The organism is Plesiomonas sp. PI-19, from assembly GCF_021368255.1.
Lineage (GTDB): Bacteria > Pseudomonadota > Gammaproteobacteria > Enterobacterales > CAMTGL01 > Plesiomonas > Plesiomonas shigelloides.
This window is the reverse complement of the sequence record NZ_JAJNMQ010000001.1, coordinates 1,992,070-2,014,103: the sequence shown is the minus strand read 5'-3', so window position 1 is coordinate 2,014,103 and position 22,034 is coordinate 1,992,070. Positions and strand designations below refer to the sequence as shown.

Sequence of the window (22,034 nt, the reverse complement as noted above, 5' to 3'; positions counted from 1 at the left end):
GTGCATCTTATGAGGTGCATAATATTAAAGGTGTATTTATAATGCAACTTATAATCTTGGCCGGACTTTTGATTTGGCAGGGGATTAGGCGGTTCTTGCGCGAGTAATCAATCTGTTAATTATTGATTTTAAAGAAATATGGCGAGGGTGACGTGCTTTGTCACAGGATGAAGCAATTATGCATGAACATCTGCGTTATGCTACACGCAGCAAAGGAGATAAGACGATGGTAACGATTCCTGACTATTTTACCTGTCACAAGCAGACCCCATTTTTTAAGCGCGATAGCGTACCGGCGGCATTGCTTAGTTGGCATAACACTCGTGCTGGGGTGTATGCGCGATTATCGGTGATGCGCGGCGGGATCTGTTTTACCGGCTTTCGCGGTGAAACGCAGGAGATTGAGCGGGAAGTGATTGTGGCAGCAGGGCAGTTTTTGGTCGCGCCGCCGCAGTACTGGCACAAAATTGCCTTACTGACCGACGATACCTGTTTTAATCTGGATTTCTTTTCCGATCCACAACTGCATGACACCGCCGAGTAAATCTAAGCGTTACTCTCAGTGTTAAGTGCATATTGGTAAGCGCATCACGTTGGCCTGTCTACGTATCTTGCGGGCAGGCCAATGGCATCATTCCGACGCTTAATCCAAAATGATATGCGGGATGTAGCGCGACAAGTCTTGCGTTACTAAGCTGGCATCTTCACGGATCGCGATCCCCGCCGGCTCATCATCAATCAACCAACTGCCAATTAAGGTGTAGTTATCACCAAATTTAGGAAGCGGGTGATAGGCTTGCCAAATCATCCCTTCCTCACCATACGGCCCATCCACCTCGTATACGGTTTTTTGATCCTGCACGATGCTGATGTTGGCGCCTTCACGGGAGAACAGCGGTTTCACCACATAATCTTTCAGCGCACTGCGCGCCGGATCATCGGCAAAATAAGCCGGTAGCAGATTCGGGTGATTCGGGAAACGTTGCCACAGCAGCGGCAATAGCGCCTTGTTGGAGATGATCGATTTCCACATCGGCTCCAGCCATTGCACCTGCGCGCTGGCCAGATGTTCAGCATAGGCTTCGCGGAACATGAACTCCCACGGATAGAGCTTGAACATCCACTCGATAATGTGATCATCGGTATCAGTAAAGCGGCCATCGGCGCTTAAGCCAATCTCTTCGATGAAGACAAATTTGGTGTTCAGCCCCGCTTCTTTGGCACAATCTTCCAGATATTGCACCGTACCGCGATCTTCCTCAGTATCCTGACAGCAGGCAAAGTGCAGCGTGTGTGGGCTGTGCTGGTTTAACTGATGCAAACGGCGGATCAGTGCTTCTTGCACCAGATTGAACTGATCGGTATCGCGGCGCAGCTGACCGCTGTCGACGTTATCTTCCAGCCATAACCACTGCCAAAATGCCGTTTCAAACAGGGAAGTCGGCGTATCAGCGTTGTTCTCATACAGCTTGGCCGGTGATTTACCGTCATAGGCCAGATCTAAACGCGAATACAGACTCGGATCGCGCCGTTTCCACGAGTCGGCCACTTGTTGCCATAACGGCTCGGGGATCTGGCAGCGACGCAGCAGCACTTCATCGCGCACCACCTGATCGACAATTTCCAGACACATCTGGTGCAACTCTTGGGTCGGCTGCTCCAGATCTTGCTCGATCTGTTTGAGACTGAACTGGTAATAGGCGGTTTCATCCCAATACGGCTCGCCGTACATGGTATGAAAACCAAACCCGAACTCGGCGGCTAACGCGCGCCAGTTCGGGCGTTCTTTACAAGGAACGCGGAACATCAGCCACCCCAGCTGCGACTGCTACTGCCGCTGTAAGAGCTTTTACGGGAAGACGACGATGACCAGCCGCTGCCACCGGAGCTGCTGCTGGAGCGATCATCACGCTTATCCCAGCTGGATTTGGCTTCTACGGTGGAGCCAAAACCGCCGCGCGACAAGGTGCGCGTTGCGGCCGGTTTTTCCTTCAGCGCATTGTTATCCAGCGTGACATTACGGTTGCTGGTGCCGGCGTTGCCGTAGCTATAACCGGTGGAGGTGGTCCATTTACCGTAGTTGGGATTACGTTGATCTTTGGGGATAAACACCGGCACGTTGCTGTAACTTGAGCGGCCACTGTTCATCAATTTACCGAACATATAACCGGCCATCATCGGCATAAACCAGCCGGTGCCCGGTGATTGCACGCACTGTCCGGCACCAAACTCGGCCACACAGTCCGATTCACTGTTATAGCGCGGCGCAGTTTTCGCTGCTTCGGCCAGTGCGTTCTGGTAAGCGGTTTGACACTCGGCGGCCAAGGTCGGGTTCTGATTAATACATTCCGACAAGTTCTTGAACACTTCGGCGGATACCTGTGGTTGGGCTTCATCGCCACAACCGGCCAGCACCATGCTGCTGACCGCCACGGTCAACGGTGCCAGTTTAAAAGGACGCCAAGTTTTACGTAACTTTTCGCGCAGAATGTTCTGACTGCGTTTCATTCTGCTCTCCTTTAGTAGGTCATACAGGCGGCGTTCAGCAAACCGACGGACACGGACATACCGGCCATCACGATGCCTGCGCCAATTTCATTGTTGTTGATCCGCTCGACAAAGCTTGGCATCAAGCCAAAGCGGACAATCAGGAAGGCGATGATCTGGGCAAACAGCGCCACAATGCCCCAGACAATAAAATCAAATAGGCTGACGGAATTACTGGCGGCACTGGCAATGGCCAAGCTGTAACCGATAAAGGCACCGGCCAGCGTCACCGCCGCTGCAACATTCTTCTGTTCTTTAACCAACGCCCACTCATCGTAAGGGGTGACGCGCACATAAGCCCACTTAAACACCATCAACATGATGAGTGCGGTAAAAAAGTACAGAGCAAAAGATCCGAGTCCGGCCAGTAACGCCACAGTCATTCTCCTTGGCAGCAGCTGCCTATATGGTAAATCGCACGTCATTTTACGCGGTGAAATGCCGTGCGTGATGTAAACACGTCTTTTCCATCACGCAGGTTTAGGCTGCGTTAATGTACGTCGCGGTAGTGTTAGATTACTTTAAAGTCGGTCGGGGTCAGGTTAATCCCGGTGCTGATCACCAATGCGCGCTCCTGATCGTTGAAGATCAGTTTTTCTTCGGCAGAGATCATCACGAACTCATCCAGCGAATCATTCACATGCCGTTGATACAGCATAATGAATTGATCGGTTTCCGACGGGTACAGGGTACCGGCATTCCAGGTTTTCTCGGTCATGGCGACCGGCCGCTCGTTATGCCACACCTTCTCGAAGGTTTCCCCTTCCAGTGACCATTCGCTGCGCACAATGCCGTTTTGCAGCAAATCATCCCAACTGGCCTGAGTATCGACCGCTTGCGTCTGATAAAAATACCACAATTTGACATCAATGACGTGGCTGTCTTCGGTTCCACCTTGCTGTAAAACCTGAATAAAGCCTTCATCATCGGTGTAAAAACGCAGCAGGCGGCTGTTATCGTCCAGCTTCACTTCACCTACCGCTTGAATAATCTGGCTGCGCGCCGCACCTTCAAAAATCACATGCGGCTCAATTAAGCGCAGTGCCAGATCATCGAATTCCACCACGCCGCCTAAGCGCAGACCGAGCACTTCTGGTGTGCTGGGCGTAGTCGGTGCTGGCGCGGTTTTCTTTTTGAACCAGTCAAACATAGTCAGTCCTACCTTGATGCTGACAGCTATGGAGTGTTGTTATGCCACAGATGGTGAGCTTGTTGTGTTAGCGTCTATTTTTTGCGCTAACGGTTCATGCTAACTACCGCGCTATTCTAGTCTAGGTGCGGCATCACACGTTGCGCTGTGTTAAGACGTTATTAACGCTATTTAACCGTCAATAAGACAAAACCCCGGCGCACCTGATAGGGATGCCCGGAGTCATAGGAACGTCTCGGCGCAGCCGGTGGCTGCGATTACTGTTTGCGGGCCAGAATGCGGGCCAGTTCATCTTTGGCCGAATTATTGGCACTGCCGGTGATCCCTGCTTGCTTCAGTTTCGCTTGCAGAGCATCGCCACTTTCTTCGGCGTATTGCTCAGCTGCCGCTTCCAGCTTGGCTTGTTGTTCGGCTTGTTTTTGCTTGATGCGATCTAATGATTCTACGGCCGTGCGCATTTTGGAGTTCGCGCCCACGTTACGCGCAGAGACCGCCGCTTGTGCTTTTTGCACGGTTTCGGTGGCTTTGACCACATCCACTTGCTGCTCTAACTGGCGCAGTTTCTCTTTCGCCTGCGTGATGTTATTACGCAGGGTATCTGCCGAGTGGCTGAACTGATCCAGATAACGCTGCTCGCCTTCTTGCTCATCGCGCAGCTTGCTGACACGCTCGGCGCACTCTAACGCCAGCGCTTCTTCGCCTTTTTCCATTGCGCTGATGGCATGTTGCTCATACTCGCTGATGCTTTGTGCCAGCGCTTGCACTTTCTGCTCAGACAGTTTGCGCTTGGCGATGATGCTGGCCAGTGCTCTGTCAGATTGACGCAGCTCTTCTTTGGCTTCACGAATTTCTTGATCCAAAATGCGCAGCGCCTGACTGTCGGCAATGGTTTCAGCCGCTTCGTTCACGCCACCTTTTACGGCGGTAAATAACTTTTTCCAAATACTCATAATGGATAACTCACTGTAAATAATCGTCGTAAAGGTCAATAAATGCGGCGATATTACGGAATAATGTCGCGATTTCCGCATCAATAGCCTCGAATGAGGAGTGGGAGGAGAGCGCCCCGAATGCCGTGTAGTATTCGGTATCGTCAATCCGGTTAATCCCGATACTGGTTAGCGGAAACAGTTTATGTGTACGCAGGATGTAAGCATCCAGCGCGGCGCAATCTTTGACTTGCGCTGCACTGAACAGCAGGCTTTCCACCAGAATTTGTTCACCGGCAATGGCCAGATAGGCTTCCAGACCTTCATCGTTACGGATCACTAACGTATCGCCCTGCGGCTCGGTATGCCAACCGGCATGCGCTTGCAGGTGCTGAAGTAAATCAGAGAGTTGCCATTGCATCATTAAATCTCCCGTTATTGATGCGGCGAAGGCAGATATCAGGCTGCCTTCCGGTAACCATCACATGATCGTAGCGTCTATCCCACGCAGCTTTTGGTGTTGCCGTTTGACGGCGCAAAACGATCACAGTCTGGTAGGTATGACACCGATATGGGGGCCAGGTTGCAAATTATCAATGACTTGTAATGCACAATTTCGCATAAGTTGGTCGCAATGATAGGCAACAAGATGCAAGCCTTTGGCCTCTGTCACATTTATTGACATTTAGCACACTGCCAAGTGTGGGCTGGCGCCGGCGCAATCGCTGTCGTGCATGGTATCATTTATCACAGAAAATCGATGCCGATGGAGTCAGGTCGTGAAAATTGTTGTAGATGAAAACATGCCGTACGCCCGTGAGTTATTCAGTCAGGTTGGACAGGTATTTCCTGTTTCCGGCCGGCCTATGCCGCAGGCTGAATTAGCCGATGCGGATGCGCTGATGGTGCGTTCGGTGACCAAGGTCAATGCTGACTTGCTGCGTGATACCTCGGTTCAGTTTGTGGGCACGGCTACAGCCGGTACTGATCATGTCGATCTGGAGTGGCTGGCTCAGGCCGGAATTGGGTTTTCCTCGGCACCGGGCTGTAACGCCATTGGCGTGGTGGAGTACGTGATTTCGGCATTGCTGATTAAAGCTGAGCAAGATGGCTTTCAGCTGCGCGATAAAACGGTCGGGATTGTTGGGGTAGGGAATGTGGGCTCGCGCCTGAACCAGCGCCTGCGCGCGCTGGGTATCCGTACCTTACTGTGTGACCCGCCACGTGCCGAGCGAGAAGGGCTGGATGGATTTGTGACTTTGCCGGAATTGTTGGCACAGTCCGACATCATCACGCTGCACACCCCGCTGATTAAGCGCGGCGCACACCCAACCTTCCACATGATTGACGCTGATGTCTTGGCAGCGCTGCCAGATGATCGCATTTTAGTTAACGCCGGTCGTGGCGGGATCATCGACAATCAAGCATTGTTGAACGCACTGCAAAATGGGCGTCGTTGGCATCTGATTATGGATACTTGGGAAAACGAGCCGCAGATTATGCTGCCTTTGCTGCCCTATGTGGCGGTCGCTACCCCGCACATTGCCGGTTATAGCTTAGAAGGTAAAGCGCGCGGTACTGCGCAGGTGTTTGATGCGCTGTGCGAATCGTTAGGTCGCAGTCCACGCGCCGATATTCGTACCTTGTTACCGGTGCCGGATGTGGCGGAAATCCGTCTGCACGGCGCGCTGGATCAAGCCATGCTGACGCGCTTGGTACATCTGGTGTATGACGTGCGCCGCGACGATGCGCCACTGCGCCGTGGCGCGGCCATTGACGGCGAATTTGACCGTCTGCGTAAGTTTTACCCCGAGCGACGCGAGTGGGCATCCCTCACTGTCGTTTGCGATGATGCACAAACCGCAAATTTGCTGCAGAATATCGGGTTTTCCAGCCGGGTGGCCTGATTTGTCACTGACAGAGCAGTACCATGCCGGCATATCGCAATAGAGAATAAAACAGGGCGGAGAGAGTCAGTATGACTGAAGGTTGGAATATCGCAGTATTGGGTGCAACAGGTGCCGTTGGTGAGGCCCTGCTGACGCTGCTGAGTGAGCGCGAGTTTCCGGTGGGTCAGCTGTTTCCTCTGGCCAGCCAGCCGGATGAAGCGGACACCGTTTTGTTCAACGGTAAAAACGTCGCGGTACAGGCAGCCGAGGAGTTTGATTGGGCGCAAGTACAACTGGCATTTTTCGTCGCGTCGCAAGAAGCCAGTGCCCGTTATGCTGATCTGGCGGCAGAGTCTGGCTGTCTGGTAATTGATAGCAGCGGCCTGTTTGCGATGGATCCGTCTGTGCCATTGGTGGTACCGACCGTTAACCCGCACATGCTGAGCGAATACCGCAACCGCAATATTATTGCTGTGGCCGGTGCCGCGGTATGCCAAGCGCTGACCGCCGTGAAACCACTGCTGGAGCAAGCGGTGTTGCAGCGTCTGAATCTGACTAACTTGCAACCGGCTTCCGCGCTCGGTAAGCGCGGTGTTACCGAACTGGCCGGTCAGGCGACTCGTCTGCTGAATGGCTATCCGGTCGAGCCGGTCTTATTCCCAGCGCAACTGGCGTTTAACCTGTTGCCATGTGCTGCGCGTATGGACAGCGAAGGCGTGGTCAGCGAAGAGCGCCGGGTTGTTGATGAAGTGCGTAAAGTTCTGCAGGATGAAACTCTGCCAGTAGCGGTGCAGTGCGTGCAAGCGCCGGTCTTCTACGGCAACGCGCAAGCGGTGATGCTGGAAACCGATCAAATGCTGAGCCAGCTCGAATGCATCGAGATGCTGCGTGACGTAGAAGGTATCGAGCTGCAAGAAGGCGACGCCTTCCCGACGCCAGTGGGCGATGCCACGCAAAATCCACATTTGACCATCGGCTGCGTGCGCAATGACTATGGTCTGCCGCAAGCGGTGCAGTTCTGGTCAGTGGCAGACAACGTTCAGTTTGGCGGCGCATTAATGGCCGTGCACAGCGCTGAGTTGCTGATCCGCGACTATCTCTGATTTGTCGCTGTAACGCTAAATGTAATCTGCGCTGCATAAATACCACGCGCGGCTGTATTGGCCGGGGTGATTTATGCTAATTATCATGCCGGAGCTGGTGATCTCCGGCATATTTTTTGCTTTAAACTGGGGTCAGTCTGTTACTGACGACGCCAAAGCGTCAAAAAAATACACGGCAATGGCCGCGATATGTGCAAAGCATGTCGAAAACCCAATTTCAGTGCCGGATGGCGTCAAGCTGCCGTCCGGTGATAAGAGCTCCTGAATCTGTTGTTATTGAAGATTGCAGTCAGATATTGCCTGAATAATCTGGCCGGTAACCTCGGTGATTTCAATAAGGACTGGCTTTCGTCTCAGAGGGTATGAGTTGTGACCATGACGAAAATTGCGCGTCTGATAGCGCTGTGGGCAGTGGCCGGTTGCGCCCTGCCGGTGTCAGCGTATCAGATGGAGGTAGTAGGGCCGGACGGAACACCTTCCGCGGCTCAGGGACGCACGGCCATCACCCAGCCGGCACCAGTACGTTCAGCGACCAGCGGCCACACTGCGTCGCGGGGTCGTGTGTACGGCCCGACCAAAGCATCGGAAACATTATGGTCGATCGCCAGTCGTGTCCGCCCGTCGAATCGAGTGTCGGTGCAGCAAACCATCGGGGCGCTGTATCGCCTCAATCCATCGGCTTTTGAATTAGATAATCTGCACGGTCTTAAGCCGGGTAGCCGTTTGCGTTTACCTACGTTGAGCCAAGTTCGGGCGGAAAATACCGCAGCCGTGAATGTGCGCTTAGAGCGAGAAAAGCCAGCGTGGGAGCGTTATAGCCGAGAAAAACAGGCGCGTGAACGTGCGCAAGCACAAGCACAAAAAACGCAAGATAAAAAGACTGCGGCACGTAGTAACCTAGTAGCGCCATCGGTCAGCAAACCGCTCGCGACTACCCATGTGGCGGGGAGCAACTCGCCTGAAAATCGTGCATCAACAATTAGTGCGGCCAATACACCGTCAGCGGCAAGCAGCGCCAAGAAAATCGCTGCTGTAGCGGCAACGGCCGGTGTGGCCACTGCTGCCGTGCAAGCTGCAACGGCTGAGCCTGATCTGATCACGCCGTTGCCGGCTAATAGCCCCGTTGCGCCAGCCGCACCTGCGGTGACGCCAAGTGTTGCGGCGTCAACCAGCCCAGCCTCAACTAACACTGCACCGGTCAGTAATGTGGCGGAGCGATACGCGGCATTAGAAAATGTGCCGGTGCCTGCTGATACTCCAGCGTCGGTACCTGCCGCTGTCACTAGCGGCACTTCGCTGGCTAGCAGCGCGCCACTGGCGCAGCAAGCGCAGCCGATTGTGCCACTGGCAGTCTCCGCCGGTATGCTGGCCAATACTGAGCAAAAAGAAGCGCAAGCGTTGCCTCTGACTGCCGAGGAGGCCAAGCAGTTACGGCAACAGCTGGTGGATTCGGCCACTGAAATCAGCCGCCTGACCGAAAACAATGTCAGCCTGACTAATCAAGTGAGCGAGCTGCAAATTCGCGTTAAACAGCTGCAAGTTGAGCTGGATAATGAAGCCGCGTTTCGTAAAGAAGCCAGTCAGGCGATGGCCCATGCCGAAGAGCAAGCCAAGGCACTAGAACTGGAGCGGATGAAGAACAAAATGCTGGAAGAGTCATCCGGCTCGCTGATCCAGCAGATGTCACGCAGCTGGCCGCTAGCCATTGGCGTGGGCGTGATCCCGCCGGTGTTGCTGGGTGCATTGCTGTGGTTGCTGTATCGCGTGCGTCAGCGTCGACAAAATGCGCTGCTGTCTCAGGCATTTGAAGAGCATCAGCCTAAAGACTTTGGTGGCGCAGCCGCCTTTGCGCTGGGCAATGATACTCCTGATCTAAGCCGTCCAGATGACATGGAGATGCCATGGGAAGACACGGATACCTCCGAGCATCCGGCGGAAAATAGCGCGCCTGCGGCCATTGAGTTGCCGGAGCCGCCATCGCTGTTTGCATCGCTACCGGGTCTGGATGATGACGATACGCCGGAAGATGATGATGAGGCCCTGCTCAATAGCCGTCGTCGCGACGCCAAGAGCGAGCAAATCAATGAGGATGATTTTGACTTAGCGCATCCAACGGGCAGCACGTCAAGCGCGCCAGAAAGCGCCGAGTTGGCCTCGCTGGTGGACTTGGATCTGGCTCATGACGAAATGCTGGGCGGTGATGAGATTGTTGATGTGATCCTGTCAACGCCATCACTGGTTAACGGTTCACCACTGGATCAGGATGACGATATTCGTCTGCTGGCCGATATGGATGATGAAGACCCAATATTGTCGCTGAGCGATGAGGATTTGTTTGAATCGTTAAGTCCTGCGGCGAAAGCGGCGCCTGTGGCTACGGCAGAAAAATCGCAGAGCGCTGTTGCGCCTGAGCCGGAACAGACAAAAAAGCCTGAGCCGGAGACTGAGCCTGCGGTAGCGGCTCCGGCGCCAACTGCACCGGACAACACCGCACCTGCTCAGCCTAACGGAGCGGATAAACCACCGGTGTCTGCGCAAGCGATCGCCGCCAGTGCATTGGCCGCATCTGTCGCAGCCTCTGCTGCTGCAAAACCGGTCAAGGCACAATCGGTCGAGGCTAAATCGGTCGAGACGATACCGTCAGCGCCAGTACCATCCGCGGTAGATGATGAGATTGCCAACGCGGATAAGGCTGATGTTGCCGCGCAGTCGAAGCCACAAGCCGCTGCGCAGACGCCAGAGCAAGCTGCAGCGCCTGCCGGTGCACCGCGTGAGCCTGAGCCGGTCGCGCCAGTCGCTGCCGCAATGCAGCCGGAGGTAGCCGCAGAGCTGAACCTGCCGGAAACCGATACGGCGGCAGACCACGCGCTAGAGATACCGGCCGCGCCGACAGCCACGGCCGATGACCTTGCTGTTACCGAGATTGCGTCAGATGAGCACAGTACGGAACATAGTGCTGAGTATTGTACCGAATATAATACCGAGCAAAGCGCCGAGCCTGAGCTGTTGCCTGTCGCCGCTAAGTCCTCCGCCGCCGAGATTGCAGACATGTTTGATCTGGCCGATGACAATGACCTGCAATTAGCATCGCCCGTGGCGGCGCCGGATGAGCCTGCGCCAACATTAGCGCAGACCCGCTTGCCTGAGCCGCAGCTGCTGGCGACAGAGATGCTAGAGACTGATCTGTTGGGCACGGAACTGCTGGCCGATGAAAGCGCGGCAGGAGGGATGGATACTCAACCAGACGCTCAGTCGGCAACGTCAACATTGAGCGAGCCCGTCGCCGATGACACCGAGCTGCCGACAGAGATGTCTTCTGCCAAGGCAGCCGCTGAACCGGTTGAAGTGGCGGATATGCAAGATATGCCCGATATGGCATCAGAGCCTGATTCTGAATCAGAACCGTTTCGTTCGGAAACGGAACGCGCCTTGGCCGCAGCGTTAGCCGGAGCGCGTCAGCGTGCACCGCAGACGTCAGAGCCACAGACTCCAGAAGTATCAGAAACAGTGCCAGCCGATGCGAGCGCGGTTTCTGTGCCGATGGGGGACACGACGGCTTCTGCGCACTCAGCGAGCCTGAACCCGTTGCATGATGAGCTTGACGCTGCCGCGCAGACAGCGCGTTTAAGCGATTACCGCGCGCACGACAGTTTGCTGACACCGGAAGAGCAAAAACAGCTGTTTGCTGAGCAGTTGCTGGATTTGCCGGAGATGACCGAGGCCGATTTTGATTTGTCCGCACCGATGTCCGCGCCAGCCGATGAGTGGCGGATGCCCTTACCGCCAGAGCCTGCCTCTGCTGATGAGGATTGGGCGGCGCAGGATAACCTGATGGATGCTGCGGTACAGGTGACGCCAGAAGAGCGCGATGCCTTTACCCAAAGCTTTGTCGAAGCCGAAGCGCAAGAGACTGAAGCGGACGATGATTTGGTCGGCAAACTGATCTTGGCGCGTGCGTATCTGGATATCGATGATCCTGAAGGCGCACAACCGCTGCTAGAATCGGTGCTTAAGCAAGGCAGTGCTGAGCAACAAGCGCAAGCGCGTAAAATGCTGCAGGAAATGGCCTGAAAATCGCCGGATAACGGTGATATCAAGGTAAGAGCCTAAAATACGGTGCTGAGAGGCACCGTATTTTTGTTTATAATATCGCGTTTCTTTTACTGTAAATTTTCGCAGTAAATGCTTGCAGTAGACTCAGTTAATGAAGGTAAGTGGACTATGCGTATAGCGCTGGGCATTGAATATGATGGCAGCCGGTATTTCGGTTGGCAGCGTCAGCAGGAAGTGGACAGCGTACAAGGCCGTCTGGAAAAGGCATTGTCGAAAGTCGCCAATCATCCGGTGGATGTGTTTTGTGCTGGGCGTACCGATGCGGGTGTGCATGGCACCGGTCAGGTGGTTCACTTTGATACCGATGCCGTGCGTAAAGATGTCGCGTGGACGATGGGCGTCAATGCCAACTTACCGGATGACATTGCCGTGCGTTGGGTGCAGCCGGTCTCTGATGAGTTCCACGCTCGCTTTAGTGCAACGGCGCGCCGTTACCGCTATATCATCTATAACCATCGCTACCGTCCGGCGATTTTGCGTCGCGGTCTGACTCATTACCATTTGCCGCTCGACGAGCAAAAAATGCAGCGTGCTGGGCAATATCTGCTGGGAGAGAATGACTTTACCTCTTTCCGTGCGGTACAGTGCCAGTCGCGTACCCCGTGGCGCAATGTGCACCACCTGAAAGTCACGCGCCAAGGCAACTATGTGATTGTCGATATCAAAGCGAACGCCTTTGTGCATCACATGGTGCGTAATATCGTCGGCAGTTTGCTGGAAGTGGGCGCCGGTAATCAGCCGGAAGAGTGGATTGCATGGCTGCTGGCGGTAAAAGATCGTAATTTGGCGGCAGCAACAGCCAAAGCTGAAGGCCTGTATCTGGTGGAAGTGGATTACCCTGAACACTTTAATCTGCCAAAACCGGCGCCGGGCCCTCTGTTTGTTCTGGATTAGTCTCGTCTTCGGCGCTGCTTCGGTAGCACTGAAACCTATGCTAATCAGCACGACATAGAAGCAGTAACAATAGATAATTCATAAGCATAGCTAAGTAACAATATAGCTAAGTAATAAAAAAGAGACGCGCAGCGTCATTAGCGCTGCGCTTATTAGCACGGAAGACCAGCAAGGATGTGAGCTATGGGTCTGCTGCAGACCATGTTTGATTTTATACTGCACATTGATGTGCATTTGGCCGCCATGGTAGCCACTTATGGGATTTGGATTTACGCCATTTTATTTCTGATCGTCTTTTGCGAGACCGGATTAGTGGTGACCCCATTTTTGCCGGGCGACTCCTTGCTGTTTGTCGCCGGTACGCTGGCCGCGACCGGACAGATGAATCCCCATACCTTGGTGGCGTTGCTGATTGTGGCGGCCATTTTGGGTGATGCGGTAAATTACAGCATTGGCCGTTTATTCGGGCAGCGTTTATTTAGCAATCCACAGTCACGGATTTTCCGGCAGGCGTACTTAGAGCGCACCCATGCCTTTTATGAACGTCATGGCGGTAAAACGATTATTCTGGCGCGATTTGTACCGATAGTGCGGACATTTGCGCCGTTTGTCGCCGGAATGGGCAAAATGAGTTATCGCCATTTTGCGCTGTTTAATGTGACCGGCGGCATCGTCTGGGTCACCGCATTTGTCTATGCCGGTTACTGGTTTGGCAACATGCCGGTGGTGAAACAAAATTTAGAATTACTGATCCTCGGTATTATTTTTGTATCGGTGCTACCGGGGCTGATTGAGTATTGGCGTCAGCGCCGCCGCAAAAATACGGCAAGCTGAAATCGGGTTGGTCGGGTATGACCAGTTTTTTGTCCACAGTGTTAATCTGTTGTGGTTTAATGTGCGGCATTTCCTGAGCTTACAGTGCGCCAGGCGGTGCCGTTAACACACAAGGTTGAAAGGTCGTCCATGAGCTGGATTGAGCGTATTATCAACAAAACCAATATTGTCTCCTCACGCAAGGCCAGTATTCCTGAAGGCGTGTGGACCAAATGCGACGGTTGTGAACAAGTTCTGTATCGTGCGGAGTTAGAACGCAATCTGGAAGTCTGCCCGAAATGCGGACACCACATGCGTATTACCGCGCGTCGTCGTTTACTGACTCTGCTGGATGAAGGCTCTACCGTTGAATTCGGTGAAGAGCTAGAGCCAAAGGACATCCTGAAGTTCAAGGATTCCAAGCGCTATAAAGATCGTCTGAGCAGCGCACAGAAAGAGACCGGGGAAAAAGATGCACTGGTGGTCATGCAGGGTACCCTGATGGGCATGCCAGTGGTTTGTGCCGCGTTCGAATTCTCCTTTATGGGCGGCTCCATGGCCTCCGTCGTGGGTGCGCGTTTTGTGCGTGCGGTGGAAAAAGCCATTGAGCTGCAAACCCCCCTGATCTGCTTCTCTGCCAGTGGCGGTGCGCGCATGCAAGAAGCACTGTTCTCACTGATGCAAATGGCGAAAACCAGTGCTGCACTGGCGCGCCTGAGCGAGCTGGGCTTGCCATATATTTCAGTACTGACTGACCCAACCATGGGTGGGGTTTCCGCCAGTCTGGCTATGCTGGGCGACATCAATATCGGTGAGCCAAAAGCGCTGATCGGTTTTGCCGGCCCGCGCGTTATCGAACAGACCGTGCGTGAAACGCTGCCTGCGGGCTTCCAGCGTAGTGAATTCCTGCTGGAAAAAGGGGCGATCGACATGATCATCCCTCGCTTGGAAATGCGTCAGCGTTTGGCCGGTTTGCTGGCGAAGATGACCGGGCAGACATCGCCTCTGGTTGTCCCAGCCGAGCGTCCGCAACCGGTGGAGGCTGAGCCAACCGAAACTGCGGCCGAACCAGCAGCCGACGACGAATAAAACGGACTTCATCATTTTCTAACGCGCGGCCTGTGGGCCGCGCCGGATAACAGGCTAATGAACAGCATGAACCGTCCTCAAGCCACGTCGCCTCTGGCCACGTGGCTTTCTTATCTGGAAAGTTTGCACTCCACCACTATCGATCTGGGTTTGGATCGGATCCGTCAGGTCGCTCAGCAACTGGCCCTGCAAAAACCGGCGCCACTGGTGATCACGGTCGCCGGTACCAACGGTAAAGGCACCACTTGCCGTACCTTGGAAATTATCTTGCTGCAAGCCGGCTATCGTGTGGGCGTTTATTCTTCGCCTCACTTGCTGCGCTATACCGAGCGGGTACGCGTTCAAGGCCAAGAGTTGGATGAAGCTTTGCACAGCGCAGCCTTTGACTGGATTGAGTCTGGCCGCGGTGACGTTTCCCTGACCTATTTTGAGTACAGCACACTGTCGGCGTTGAAACTGTTCCGTGATGCTGCGCTGGATGTGGTGATCTTGGAAGTCGGCTTAGGCGGACGTTTAGATGCCACTAACTTGGTGGACTGCGATGTGGCGGTGATCACCAGTATCGATCTGGATCATACCGATTGGCTGGGCCATGACCGTGAAACCATTGGCCGTGAAAAGGCCGGGATCTTACGAGGCGCAAAGCCTGCGATCGTCGGTGAACCCGATATGCCAGCCTCGATTGCTACTGTGGCTGCCGAGGTTGGTGCGCAGCTGCTGCGTGTCGGTCATGAATGGAATTACGCTCGCCAGCCAAGTGCCGATGACGCGAGCAGTGCGCTAAATCACAGCACGCAAAGCGAGTGGCAGTGGCAGTGGCAGTGTGGCACACATCAGTTGACGCATTTACCTATGCCACAAGTGCCACTGGCTAATGCGGCCACCGCGCTGACAGCATTGCACATGACTGGTTTAGCGGTAAGCGAAGAGGCTATTCGCGCCGGTTTGCAACAAGCCGCCTTGCCGGGACGTTTCCAGCAAATTCAGGATAAACCGCGCGTGATCTTGGATGTGGCGCATAACCCACATGCAGCGCGCTATTTGGCCGCTCGTCTGCAAGAGCAGCCGAAAACTGGCCGTGTTTATGGCGTGGTTGGCATGTTGGCCGATAAAGACGTGGCAGGCGCGCTCAGCGTGTTGGTGCCGCATATCGACCAGTGGCTGTGCGCAACATTAGAAGGCCCACGTGGTCAAGCGGGTGAGGCGCTGTTAGCCCATTTACCGGCGGATCACGCGCACGCTTACGACTCGGTGGTTGAGGCGTGGGACAGTGCAATGGCGCAAGCGGATGAACAGGATTTGGTGATTGTGTTTGGCTCGTTTTACACTGTAGCCCATGTCATGGAGGCGCTGGACGCCCGCAATAACCAACCGAGGGACTAACGTGGCCAGTCAGTTTCAAAATCGTTTAGTCGGAGCCATTGTTCTGGTGGCAATCGGAGTCATCGTTCTGCCGGATATTCTGGATACCCAGAAAAAGCATCAGCAGGATTTTGCCGCGATCCCGTTAAAGCCATCTTTGCAGGAGCCGGAGAACTCGCCGGACTTACCGCCTGCGATGAACCAACCGCTGCATCCGCTGCCATCAGGACAGCCGGACTTGCCGGCCACGGTGGATCCGATGCAGGGGAATAATTTGGCGCATACCGCTAATAACGGCGCCACTGATGTTGCGCCGCCACCGGTCGCGCCAACCACTACTGCGTCAACAAACACTGCGCCAGCTAAACCGGTGAATCCGCCGGTGGTCAGTAAGCCGCAACCTGTGAAGCCGGCCAAGCCGGTGGAAGTGGCCAAAGTGCCGGATAAGGTGGTGGAAAAGGCGCCGGAGAAACCAAAACCGGAGCCGGCACCATCGGGTAAAGCTTACGTGGTACAGCTGGGCGCGCTGAAAAACGCGGACAAGGTGAATGAAATCATCGCCAAGTTACGTTCGTCGGGTTACAAGGCGTATAGCCAACCGTCGCCAGCGGCTGCCGGTCAGTTGAACCGCATCTATGTCGGACCGGATACCTCGAAAGAGAAATTGGTCTTCGCTTTGGATGATATGCAGCGAATTACCGGCTTGCGCGGCCAGGTTCGTAGCTTCGATCCGGTGCGGCCATAAAAGCCGGTTTTACCGTCAAATTCACATACGCAAACGTTTTCTTTTTCTGTTAGAATGCGCGCGACAGACGCGCCGGGATAAATATGGACTGGGTTGATTACGCAATTTTGGGTGTTATTGGTTTTTCTGCGCTGGTAAGTCTGATCCGCGGGTTTGTGCGGGAAGCACTCTCGTTGGTGACTTGGGTGGTCGCATTTTTTGTCGCCAGTAATTTTTATACCGAACTTGCTCTGTATTTCACCCAGTTCCAAGACCCGATGCTGCGCAACGGGCTGGCTATTGCGGCGCTGTTTGTTGCTACCTTGATTGTGGGTTCAGTTGTGAACTATGTGATTGGTCAGCTAGTGGAAAAGACCGGATTATCCGGTACTGATCGGGTGCTAGGAATTTGTTTCGGGGCGCTGCGCGGGGTGTTGATTATTGCCGCCTTGCTGTTCTTCCTCGACTCCTTTACCGACTTTTCCAAGGCTGAGTGGTGGCAGAAGTCCAGACTGATCCCGCAGTTCGGGATTGTCATTCAGTGGTTTTTTGAATACCTGAAAAACTCATCCAGTTTCCTGCCTAAACTTCCTATGTAGTAATTCCTATGTAGTGATACGGCAGGGGACACCTGTAGAGGAAATGAGGAAACATGTGCGGTATTGTCGGTATGGTCGGTTTCACCCCGGTCAATCAGTCCATCTATGATGCGTTAACACTGCTTCAGCACCGGGGTCAGGATGCCGCAGGCATCGTGACCATCGATAGCCAGAATGCCTTTCGCTTGCGAAAGGCCAATGGACTGGTCAAGGATGTATTTGAGGCGCGGCATATGCAGCGGCTGCAAGGCAATGTAGGGATTGGCCACGTGCGCTATCCTACCGCCGGCAGCTCCAGCGCCTCCGAAGCACAACCCTTCTACGTAAACTCCCCTTTTGGTATCACTCTGGCGCACAATGGCAACCTCACCAATGCCATTGAACTTAAGCAAAAATTGTTTGAAGTGGCGCGTCGCCACGTCAACACTACCTCAGACTCCGAAGTGCTGCTCAACGTACTGGCTAACGAGCTGGATCGCTTTGAGCATTACCCGCTGACTAACCAAGATGTGTTCGCGGCGGTACGCGCGCTGCACCGTCATGTGCGTGGCGCTTACGCCTGTGTGGCGATGATCATTGGTCACGGGATGTTGGCGTTTCGTGACCCGAACGGTATTCGTCCGTTGGTATTGGGCAAACGATTGCTGGATGATGGCCGCACCGAATACATGGTGGCCTCAGAGAGCGTGGCACTGGATGCGGTCGGCTTTGAGTTCGTGCGCGATGTGGCGCCGGGCGAAGCGATTTACATCACCTTTGATGGCGCGCTGTACACTGAACAGTGTGCGGAGAATCCGCAGATTTGCCCGTGCATTTTCGAGTTTGTCTATTTTGCGCGCCCTGATTCTTTTATCGACAAAATTTCGGTCTATAGCGCCCGGGTGCGCATGGGTCAGCGTCTGGGTGAGAAGATCGCTCGGGAGTGGGAGGATCTGGATATCGATGTGGTGATCCCGATCCCTGAGACATCATGTGATATCGCGCTGGAGATCGCGCGGATCTTAGACAAGCCGTACCGTCAGGGCTATGTGAAAAACCGCTATGTTGGCCGTACCTTTATCATGCCCGGACAGCAAATTCGTCGTCAGTCCGTACGGCGTAAGCTGAACGCGATTAAATCCGAGTTTCGCGGTAAAAACGTGTTGTTGGTGGATGACTCCATCGTACGCGGAACCACCTCGGAGCAAATCGTCGAGATGGCGCGCGAAGCCGGGGCTAAGCGGGTGTACTTTGCCTCCGCAGCGCCGGAAATTCGCTTCCCGAACGTGTACGGCATCGATATGCCAAGCCCACACGAGCTGATTGCCTATGGCCGTGAAGTGCCGGAAATCGCGCGGATGATTGGCGCCGATGCGTTGATTTTCCAAGATTTGAGCGATTTGGTAGCCGCAGTGCGCGAAGAGAATCCAGAAATTCAGCGCTTTGAAACCTCGGTCTTTAACGGCGTGTATATCACGCAGGATGTTGACCAAGGCTATTTGGAATACCTTGATTCCTTACGTAACGATGATGCCAAGGCGCAGTTGCAAAATACCTCCAGTTTGGAGCTGCATAACGAGCGCTAATATCCGCACGGATTAAGCTGAATATCGCGCCTCACGCCGCATCTCTGACGTTGAGCCTGTTTCCCGTACGGGGAAGCAGGCTTTTTTTATGGCTAGCGCCAAGCCGGGTGAGTTAGCTTGACGCTAACCAGCGCAGAGCGATCGCTGCTGGTCGGCGCTTTGGCTGCTGTGGTATAACAGCCAAGATTGTTAAGGGGGATGCATGCAATTAAGCACGGTAGCCGCTTATCTGGCGGATCATCAAGTGATGGCGCTGGCGGTACAAGATCATGAAGGTGCATGGAGCGCTCCGGTTTACTACGCCGTGTTGGATGGCGATAAATTAATTTTCCTCTCGCGCCTCGATAGCCGACATGGGCAGGCGTTGCTGCATCATCCACAGGCGGCTTTTAGTATCTATTCCGATGCCTGCCAGTGGACTGAAATCCGCGGCTTGCAGGGGGAAGGGCAAGTACGTTTGTTGCAAGGCGACGCGCGCGATCGCGCCAAGCAGGGCTATCTAGAGCGTTTTGCATTCATCGCCCAAGATCCGCAGCTGCTGCAGTCAATGAACAAAGTCAGCTGGTTTGAGCTAGAGATCAGTACGCTGTTGTGGCTGGATAATCAGAATGGGCTGGGGCAGCGAGTGGCCATTGACGTTAAATCAGAGAGATTCAAACAGGTATGGAACGCACGCGTTTAATCGTCGGAATTTCAGGAGCCAGTGGTGCTCAGTACGGCATCCGTTTATTGCAGGTGTTGCAGCCACTCGCGCAGATTGAAACGCACTTGATCATCAGTCAGGCCGCGCGGCGCACGATCGCGCTGGAAACCGATTTTTCGCTGCGTGAGGTGACGGCGCTGGCGGATGTGTACCATGATGTGCGCGATATTGCCGCTTCGGTCTCTTCTGGCTCATTTCGTACCGCAGGAATGGTCATTTTGCCGTGCTCGGTAAAAACCTTATCGGGCATAGTGCATAGCTACGCCGATGATTTATTGGTGCGTGCCGCCGATGTGGTGTTAAAAGAGCGTCGTACCTTGGTGTTAGGGGTGCGCGAGACACCGCTGCATCTGGGGCATTTGCGCTTGATGACACAAGCGGCAGAGTTAGGCGCGGTGATCATGCCGCCAGTGCCGGCCTTTTACCACCGTCCACAAACCTTGGATGACATTATTGACCAGACCGTTAACCGAGTGCTGGATCAGTTTGCTATTGAGTTACCGCAAGATCTGTTTCGCCGTTGGCAAACGCCGGAATAACCGCACGCTTATCGGGCAGCAGCAAGGTACTCTCTCGCTGCTGTCTTCAGGTTTTTCTCTACGTTTGTCTTCAGCGCTTCCTCACTGACCCCACTTGACTGAACCCACGTGACTCACCACTCTTGGCGATTAATGGGTCTTTCCCCACTCTTTAGACTGACTGTTCACTTTTTCTGCGCGGCAGTGGCGTGGATACATCCAGAGTGAGCGGTACTTCTCACAGTGATTTAAAGCGTAAGAAAACGTTTGCGGTGAATTTTTGTTCAGTTAATCTGCAATGGCTATACATATTTTCTGTACATGATATTGTGATGCCGCTTTTAGTTTGTCTCTCTAAATTTTTGCGCAATCGTTTACCTAAGGAACTGGTTCATGGCAACGAACCCTTCGTCATCCTCCTCGCGTGAGGACGCAACCCGTAGTGCAATGGATAACTATTTTCTGATTTCCGAGCGTGGTAGTTCGGTTCGTCAGGAGATCATTGCCGGCTTAACCACCTTTCTGGCGATGGTGTACTCCATCATCGTTGTACCAAACATGCTGGGCGCAGCTGGCTTTAATCAGGGCGCGGTATTTATTGCTACCTGTTTGGTTGCGGCTTTCGGCTCTTTGCTGATGGGGCTGTGGGCCAAATTGCCGATGGCGATTGGCTGTGCTATCTCGCTTACTGCATTTACCGCGTTTAGCTTGGTATTGGGACAAAAAATTAGCATCCCTGTAGTGCTGGGGGCGATTTTCTGGATGGGGGTTCTGTTTACCCTGATCAGCGTCACCGGTATTCGTCAGTGGATTTTACGTAACCTGCCGACCGGGATTGCGCACGGTGCGGGCATTGGTATCGGTCTGTTCCTGCTGCTGATTGCGGCGGACAGCGTGCATCTGGTGGTGAAAAACCCTAATGCCGGTCTGCCAGTGCAGTTTGGTGAGTTTACCTCTTTCCCTGTGATCATGAGTCTGCTGGGTCTGTCTGCGATTTTTGGTTTGGAGCGTCGCCGCGTACCGGGCGGGATCCTGATGGTGATTATCGCTATCTCCATTCTGGGGCTGATTTTCGATCCGAACGTGAAGTTCAACGGTTTCTTCGCCATGCCAAACCTGTCTAGCGAAGGTGGTGCGTTGATTGGCCAGTTTGATTTGATGGGCGCATTGAGCCCGCTGGTGATCCCAAGTGTGCTGGCATTGGTGATGACGGCGGTATTTGATGCTACCGGTACGATTCGTGCGGTAGCCGGTCAAGCTAATCTGCTGAACGAGCGTGGCCATATCATCAATGGCGGTAAAGCACTGACGGCTGACTCTGTCAGCAGCATTTTCTCCAGCTTTGTGGGCGCGGCACCGGCTGCGGTTTATATCGAATCTGCCGCTGGTACGGCTGCGGGCGGTAAAACCGGTCTGACGGCGACAGTGGTCGGCGTGCTGTTCCTGCTGATGATTTTCTTGTCACCGCTGAGCTACTTAGTGCCATCCTACGCCACGGCGCCGGCGCTGATGTACGTGGGTCTGCTGATGTTGAGCAATGTGGCTAAGCTGGATTTCAGTGACTATGTGGATGCGCTGTCTGGTCTGCTGTGCGCGGTATTTATCGTACTGACCTGTAACATCGTGACCGGTATCATGCTGGGCTTTGCGTCACTGGTGATTGGCCGTATTTTTGCTGGTGAGTTTAAGAAGCTTAACCTTGGCACTGTCATCATCGCCATCGCGTTAGTGGTGTTCTACGCAGGTGGCTGGGCTATCTAAGTCAGTGCTGTTAGTGGGTGGCCGCATTAAGTTCGCGGCCACTACGTACTGAGTGTGACGACGGCAATAAGCCGATAAAGCCACACCGTGGCAGTGCGATAGAGCGCCATGCACTTTACCAAGCACAGTCTTTCCAAGCCTTGTCTTAACAAACTTTGTCTTACAAAGTGCCGCGAGTCGAACAATAGATAGCAAAAAGGGGCGTACACATCGTGTGCGCCCCTTTTTTACGTCATTCACGCACGGCATGAAGACTTAAGATAATATCGCGTTAG

21 protein-coding genes are annotated in these 22,034 nt (G+C 54.0%); 15 read left to right on the top strand and 6 right to left on the bottom strand.

Annotated features, from left to right (window positions below):
- Window positions 1-226: 226 nt before the first annotated feature.
- Window positions 227-544, top strand: a complete 318-nt coding sequence (locus tag LQ901_RS09035) for a DUF1971 domain-containing protein (protein ID WP_036768979.1) — start codon at window positions 227-229, stop codon at window positions 542-544.
- Window positions 545-643: 99 nt separating this feature from the next.
- Here LQ901_RS09035 and LQ901_RS09030 read toward each other — a convergent pair whose 3' ends face one another.
- The 6 genes from LQ901_RS09030 to LQ901_RS09005 all read right to left on the bottom strand — a co-directional run bounded on the left by LQ901_RS09030 (window position 644) and on the right by LQ901_RS09005 (window position 5,050).
- Window positions 644-1,807 (bottom strand): glutathionylspermidine synthase family protein, encoded by a 1,164-nt coding sequence (locus tag LQ901_RS09030; RefSeq protein WP_152135990.1) that lies wholly within the window; start codon window positions 1,805-1,807, stop codon window positions 644-646.
- Window positions 1,807-2,508, bottom strand: a complete 702-nt coding sequence (locus LQ901_RS09025) for a DUF1190 domain-containing protein (RefSeq protein WP_233672171.1) — start codon at window positions 2,506-2,508, stop codon at window positions 1,807-1,809. The genes LQ901_RS09030 and LQ901_RS09025 overlap by 1 nt, the downstream gene beginning before the upstream one ends.
- A gap of 11 nt (window positions 2,509-2,519) precedes the next feature.
- Window positions 2,520-2,930 (bottom strand): DUF350 domain-containing protein, encoded by a 411-nt coding sequence (locus tag LQ901_RS09020; protein ID WP_010862129.1) that lies wholly within the window; start codon window positions 2,928-2,930, stop codon window positions 2,520-2,522.
- A gap of 128 nt (window positions 2,931-3,058) precedes the next feature.
- On the bottom strand, window positions 3,059-3,697 hold the full coding sequence (locus LQ901_RS09015) for a YjfK family protein (protein ID WP_010862128.1): 639 nt from the start codon (window positions 3,695-3,697) through the stop codon (window positions 3,059-3,061).
- 257 nt (window positions 3,698-3,954) lie between these two features.
- Window positions 3,955-4,647: a PspA/IM30 family protein gene (locus LQ901_RS09010; RefSeq protein ID WP_064977430.1), complete on the bottom strand. Its 693-nt coding sequence runs from the start codon at window positions 4,645-4,647 to the stop codon at window positions 3,955-3,957.
- Between the two features lie 10 nt (window positions 4,648-4,657).
- Window positions 4,658-5,050, bottom strand: coding sequence for a DUF2170 family protein (locus tag LQ901_RS09005; RefSeq protein ID WP_197665242.1), 393 nt, complete (start codon window positions 5,048-5,050; stop codon window positions 4,658-4,660).
- A 355-nt stretch (window positions 5,051-5,405) separates the two neighbouring features.
- Between LQ901_RS09005 and pdxB the strand changes: the two genes are divergently transcribed.
- From pdxB to LQ901_RS08935, 14 genes are all read left to right on the top strand, one after another.
- Entirely contained in the window at window positions 5,406-6,533 is a 1,128-nt protein-coding gene (gene pdxB / locus LQ901_RS09000) for a 4-phosphoerythronate dehydrogenase PdxB (protein WP_064977431.1), read from the top strand.
- A 71-nt stretch (window positions 6,534-6,604) separates the two neighbouring features.
- The gene (locus LQ901_RS08995; protein WP_010862124.1) at window positions 6,605-7,618 is read left to right on the top strand and encodes an aspartate-semialdehyde dehydrogenase; all 1,014 of its coding nucleotides are present in this window, start codon (window positions 6,605-6,607) and stop codon (window positions 7,616-7,618) included.
- Window positions 7,619-7,691: 73 nt separating this feature from the next.
- Window positions 7,692-7,883 carry a hypothetical protein gene (locus LQ901_RS08990; protein WP_064977432.1) on the top strand — a complete coding sequence of 64 codons (192 nt, stop codon included), beginning with the start codon at window positions 7,692-7,694 and terminating at the stop codon, window positions 7,881-7,883.
- Window positions 7,884-7,993: 110 nt separating this feature from the next.
- Window positions 7,994-11,689, top strand: a complete 3,696-nt coding sequence (locus LQ901_RS08985; RefSeq protein ID WP_233672170.1) for a FimV/HubP family polar landmark protein — start codon at window positions 7,994-7,996, stop codon at window positions 11,687-11,689.
- Between the two features lie 150 nt (window positions 11,690-11,839).
- Window positions 11,840-12,625, top strand: coding sequence for a tRNA pseudouridine(38-40) synthase TruA (gene truA, locus LQ901_RS08980; protein ID WP_010862122.1), 786 nt, complete (start codon window positions 11,840-11,842; stop codon window positions 12,623-12,625).
- Between the two features lie 183 nt (window positions 12,626-12,808).
- Window positions 12,809-13,459: a DedA family protein gene (locus LQ901_RS08975; protein ID WP_039046036.1), complete on the top strand. Its 651-nt coding sequence runs from the start codon at window positions 12,809-12,811 to the stop codon at window positions 13,457-13,459.
- 129 nt (window positions 13,460-13,588) lie between these two features.
- Window positions 13,589-14,527, top strand: a complete 939-nt coding sequence (gene accD, locus LQ901_RS08970; protein WP_039046037.1) for an acetyl-CoA carboxylase, carboxyltransferase subunit beta — start codon at window positions 13,589-13,591, stop codon at window positions 14,525-14,527.
- Between the two features lie 57 nt (window positions 14,528-14,584).
- Complete coding sequence (gene folC / locus LQ901_RS08965) at window positions 14,585-15,910, top strand: bifunctional tetrahydrofolate synthase/dihydrofolate synthase (protein WP_112866096.1); 1,326 nt, start codon at window positions 14,585-14,587, stop codon at window positions 15,908-15,910.
- 1 nt (window position 15,911) lies between these two features.
- On the top strand, window positions 15,912-16,634 hold the full coding sequence (gene dedD, locus LQ901_RS08960; protein WP_233672169.1) for a cell division protein DedD: 723 nt from the start codon (window positions 15,912-15,914) through the stop codon (window positions 16,632-16,634).
- Between the two features lie 83 nt (window positions 16,635-16,717).
- The gene (cvpA, locus tag LQ901_RS08955; protein ID WP_010862117.1) at window positions 16,718-17,212 is read left to right on the top strand and encodes a colicin V production protein; all 495 of its coding nucleotides are present in this window, start codon (window positions 16,718-16,720) and stop codon (window positions 17,210-17,212) included.
- A 53-nt stretch (window positions 17,213-17,265) separates the two neighbouring features.
- Window positions 17,266-18,777, top strand: coding sequence for an amidophosphoribosyltransferase (gene purF, locus LQ901_RS08950; protein ID WP_010862116.1), 1,512 nt, complete (start codon window positions 17,266-17,268; stop codon window positions 18,775-18,777).
- Window positions 18,778-18,979: 202 nt separating this feature from the next.
- The gene (locus LQ901_RS08945; RefSeq protein ID WP_010862115.1) at window positions 18,980-19,459 is read left to right on the top strand and encodes a pyridoxamine 5'-phosphate oxidase family protein; all 480 of its coding nucleotides are present in this window, start codon (window positions 18,980-18,982) and stop codon (window positions 19,457-19,459) included.
- On the top strand, window positions 19,441-20,019 hold the full coding sequence (locus LQ901_RS08940; protein ID WP_010862114.1) for a UbiX family flavin prenyltransferase: 579 nt from the start codon (window positions 19,441-19,443) through the stop codon (window positions 20,017-20,019). Before LQ901_RS08945 ends, LQ901_RS08940 begins: the two co-directional genes overlap by 19 nt.
- Before the next feature lie 426 nt (window positions 20,020-20,445).
- Complete coding sequence (locus tag LQ901_RS08935) at window positions 20,446-21,759, top strand: NCS2 family permease (RefSeq protein ID WP_010862113.1); 1,314 nt, start codon at window positions 20,446-20,448, stop codon at window positions 21,757-21,759.
- Window positions 21,760-22,034 lie beyond the last annotated feature (275 nt).

Excerpts from the sequence above, each read along its gene's own strand:
- LQ901_RS09035 (WP_036768979.1), top strand. The coding sequence starts at position 227 with ATGGTAACGATTCCTGACTATTTTACCTGTCACAAGCAGACCCCATTT.
- LQ901_RS09030 (WP_152135990.1), bottom strand. The coding sequence starts at position 1,807 with ATGTTCCGCGTTCCTTGTAAAGAACGCCCGAACTGGCGCGCGTTAGCC.
- LQ901_RS09025 (WP_233672171.1), bottom strand. The coding sequence starts at position 2,508 with ATGAAACGCAGTCAGAACATTCTGCGCGAAAAGTTACGTAAAACTTGG.
- LQ901_RS09020 (WP_010862129.1), bottom strand. The coding sequence starts at position 2,930 with ATGACTGTGGCGTTACTGGCCGGACTCGGATCTTTTGCTCTGTACTTT.
- LQ901_RS09015 (WP_010862128.1), bottom strand. The coding sequence starts at position 3,697 with ATGTTTGACTGGTTCAAAAAGAAAACCGCGCCAGCACCGACTACGCCC.
- LQ901_RS09010 (WP_064977430.1), bottom strand. The coding sequence starts at position 4,647 with ATGAGTATTTGGAAAAAGTTATTTACCGCCGTAAAAGGTGGCGTGAAC.
- LQ901_RS09005 (WP_197665242.1), bottom strand. The coding sequence starts at position 5,050 with ATGATGCAATGGCAACTCTCTGATTTACTTCAGCACCTGCAAGCGCAT.
- LQ901_RS08995 (WP_010862124.1), top strand. The coding sequence starts at position 6,605 with ATGACTGAAGGTTGGAATATCGCAGTATTGGGTGCAACAGGTGCCGTT.
- LQ901_RS08990 (WP_064977432.1), top strand. The coding sequence starts at position 7,692 with ATGCTAATTATCATGCCGGAGCTGGTGATCTCCGGCATATTTTTTGCT.
- LQ901_RS08985 (WP_233672170.1), top strand. The coding sequence starts at position 7,994 with ATGACGAAAATTGCGCGTCTGATAGCGCTGTGGGCAGTGGCCGGTTGC.
- truA (WP_010862122.1), top strand. The coding sequence starts at position 11,840 with ATGCGTATAGCGCTGGGCATTGAATATGATGGCAGCCGGTATTTCGGT.
- LQ901_RS08975 (WP_039046036.1), top strand. The coding sequence starts at position 12,809 with ATGGGTCTGCTGCAGACCATGTTTGATTTTATACTGCACATTGATGTG.
- accD (WP_039046037.1), top strand. The coding sequence starts at position 13,589 with ATGAGCTGGATTGAGCGTATTATCAACAAAACCAATATTGTCTCCTCA.
- folC (WP_112866096.1), top strand. The coding sequence starts at position 14,585 with ATGAACAGCATGAACCGTCCTCAAGCCACGTCGCCTCTGGCCACGTGG.
- cvpA (WP_010862117.1), top strand. The coding sequence starts at position 16,718 with ATGGACTGGGTTGATTACGCAATTTTGGGTGTTATTGGTTTTTCTGCG.
- purF (WP_010862116.1), top strand. The coding sequence starts at position 17,266 with ATGTGCGGTATTGTCGGTATGGTCGGTTTCACCCCGGTCAATCAGTCC.
- LQ901_RS08945 (WP_010862115.1), top strand. The coding sequence starts at position 18,980 with ATGCAATTAAGCACGGTAGCCGCTTATCTGGCGGATCATCAAGTGATG.
- LQ901_RS08940 (WP_010862114.1), top strand. The coding sequence starts at position 19,441 with ATGGAACGCACGCGTTTAATCGTCGGAATTTCAGGAGCCAGTGGTGCT.
- LQ901_RS08935 (WP_010862113.1), top strand. The coding sequence starts at position 20,446 with ATGGATAACTATTTTCTGATTTCCGAGCGTGGTAGTTCGGTTCGTCAG.